This window comes from Bradyrhizobium algeriense, from assembly GCF_003062295.1.
Lineage (GTDB): Bacteria > Pseudomonadota > Alphaproteobacteria > Rhizobiales > Xanthobacteraceae > Bradyrhizobium > Bradyrhizobium algeriense.
The window spans coordinates 1-2,331 of sequence record NZ_PYCN01000117.1; the positions used below are offsets into that span (position 1 = coordinate 1).

At 59.8% G+C, this 2,331-nt stretch carries 1 protein-coding gene and 3 pseudogenes; all 4 read right to left on the reverse strand.

The window, feature by feature from the left end; all coding sequences use genetic code 11:
* Positions 1 to 261: 261 nt before the first annotated feature.
* Positions 262 to 510: pseudogene (locus C7G61_RS42510) on the reverse strand (IS66 family transposase); the annotation flags it as partial.
* 30 nt (positions 511 to 540) lie between these two features.
* Positions 541 to 1,272: pseudogene (locus C7G61_RS46865) on the reverse strand (IS21 family transposase); the annotation flags it as partial.
* 154 nt (positions 1,273 to 1,426) lie between these two features.
* A pseudogene (locus C7G61_RS42515) lies at positions 1,427 to 1,584 on the reverse strand (transposase); the annotation flags it as partial.
* A gap of 149 nt (positions 1,585 to 1,733) precedes the next feature.
* Entirely contained in the window at positions 1,734 to 2,324 is a 591-nt protein-coding gene (locus C7G61_RS47790; protein WP_108523390.1) for a winged helix-turn-helix domain-containing protein, read from the reverse strand.
* Positions 2,325 to 2,331 lie beyond the last annotated feature (7 nt).

Consider the following 2,331-nt stretch of genomic DNA (forward strand, 5'->3'; position numbering starts at 1 on the left):
ATGCCTATCCTTATCGCTATCCTTACGACTATCCTTCGACATTGTGACCTCGCGACAAACCATTCCGCAAGATCTTCCTAGCCGACCAGATCAGCCCTCAGAGCGTGGTCCCTACATGACGCTCACGTTGAGGCTCTTGCTGAACCAACCCGGTGCGGCGCTTCGTTGATGGGGCAAGCGTGAACGCAGCCAGGCTTCCGCTGGATCCATCCGTCGTCCGTGAAGGACGCGGATTGCGATGCCGTAGGTGGTCCTCACCGCACCGATCTTTGCCAGCCGCGATCCACGGCAGCAAACGCAGGTCGTTCGAGCCTCAATGACGACGAGCTTGCGTCCGACGTCATCCGACCATGGTTTGCGCACCGGCCGCTTGCGCATGAAGGGGCGGACGTTCTACGTCTTCGCCGCTGCGGCCTGCGCGGAAAGCGTATCCTCGCTCGCCGTCTTGCTGGCAGGCAAGCGCGCTTCCACCATGTGTCGCTCAATGCGACGGCGGGTGCGATCCGCGCGCCAGCTTGACGGCAACACTCGGAATCCAATCTCGGGTCGGAAGCGATCGCGCAATGCCGCAAGATCGGGTAACTGTCCGGTATCGAGGTCGATCGTGATCGCCTTGGCGAGCTCGGCTTCGTACGCTCGCTCGTGGGCCAGCGCCAGAAGCTCGACCGTCACCTTACAGGCGCGCCGGCCATCAGCTCCCGCATGGTCTCGAACAGACGTTTGTAAGCCGCGCGCGGGAAGAGCTGGTCGCGATAAACGAGGTTGACGGAGCGCCATCGGTTTGCGGCGCAGAGCATGGATGACGTGCCGGTAATCGACGACATGCCCGCCCTGACTCTCCGATACAGGCCGACCGCGCCGCAGCGTCACGACCGGCGTGACGCCGAGGAAGCATTCGAGCGGGTCGTCGAAGATACGCACACGCAGGCGATGGCCAATCAGTCTTGAAGGCACTGTGTAGAACACGCGCCGCAGGATGGAGCCACCTGACGACGTCACCGGGATCACCTTCTCCTCGAAATCGGTCGTGCGGCATTTCGGCAGCGGCGGCAGCGCTTCCTTCTCGAGCGCGATCCGCTTGGCGAGGTTAGCGTTCCGCCGACCTACAATCTCGTCTACAAAAGCCCGGTAGGCATCGAGACTAGCGAAGTCGCGCGTGCCCCGCAGCAAAAGCCCATCGTCGAGCGCTCGTTTGAGATGACCGTGCGCACTCTCGATCGATCCGCTCTCGTGCGCGATGCCCGCATTGTTGCGCGTCGGCGCCATGCCGTACTGGCCCGGCCCGCCCGGACCCACCGTCTTGCCAAAGATTGGTTCGGAAACCCTATGCTAGGGTAGAATATAGCGAGCCTCTTTCATCTCACCGAAGCGCGCCCAGCGGGCCGTGCCATGGTCCTGGGGCTTCAACACTACGAGCGCAAGCATGAGCCTCCGAAACCTCCAGCCCGCCTAATTTGGCTTTCCATTTGTAGATACTGGCGTCGCTGACGCCGTGCTTGCGGCAGAGATCCACGACCGACACGCCGGCCTCATGCTCCTTCAAAATCCCGATGATCTGCTCTTCCGAAACCGGCTGCGCTTCATGCTCTGGTCCTTGTCTTGAGCCAGAACCACGTTGGGCAAGGTCACCTTTATTCCTGGTCCTGTTGTGAGCCAAAGCGAACTTCAAAACAGATCGAACCCGGTGAAGGATGCGTCACCAGAGCAACTACATCACCATCACGAGGGAGACTTCAAGCGCGGACAGTCTGCATATTAAACAAGTAACCTACGCCACGCACAGTTTTTATCAACTGGGGAGCGCGCGCATCTCCTTCAAGCTTGCGACGCAACCGGAGGATCTGAACATCTATGCTGCGATCTAGTATTTCTCCGTGCACACGGGTGGCCCGTTGTAAGTACTTTCGCGACAACGGCCGTTGCGCTGCCTCAACAAAGGTCACTAGGAGCGAATATTCCGCCGCGGTTAAGGCTACCGACCTGCCTGAAGGATCATAGAGCTTTCGAGATTTGAGGCGCAGCTCCCACTCCCCGAAACGCCATCGTCCGTCCTGCGCCCTGCTTCGCATTCCAACAGGGAAGCCAAAACGGCGCCTGCTCAGAGCGTTGATGTGAGCCAAAAGCCGAGCCATGGACAGTGGTGTAGTTAGATACTCATCAGCACCGGAGTCCAGCCAGGTTACAGCATCGTGCTCATCCCGTCGGCGAGCTATCGCCCAAAGTTGGTGACGGCGGGAATCGGAAAGGCGGCATATCGTGGGGGTGCTTGACGCCTCCACTTCTCCACCGAAGGAGCGATATGCCGTGTCCAAAGATAACATCATCAAGCTG

What these genes read in the sequence shown, in the direction of transcription:
- C7G61_RS47790 (WP_108523390.1), bottom strand. Translation starts at nt 2,324, where the DNA reads ATGATGTTATCTTTGGACACGGCATATCGCTCCTTCGGTGGAGAAGTG.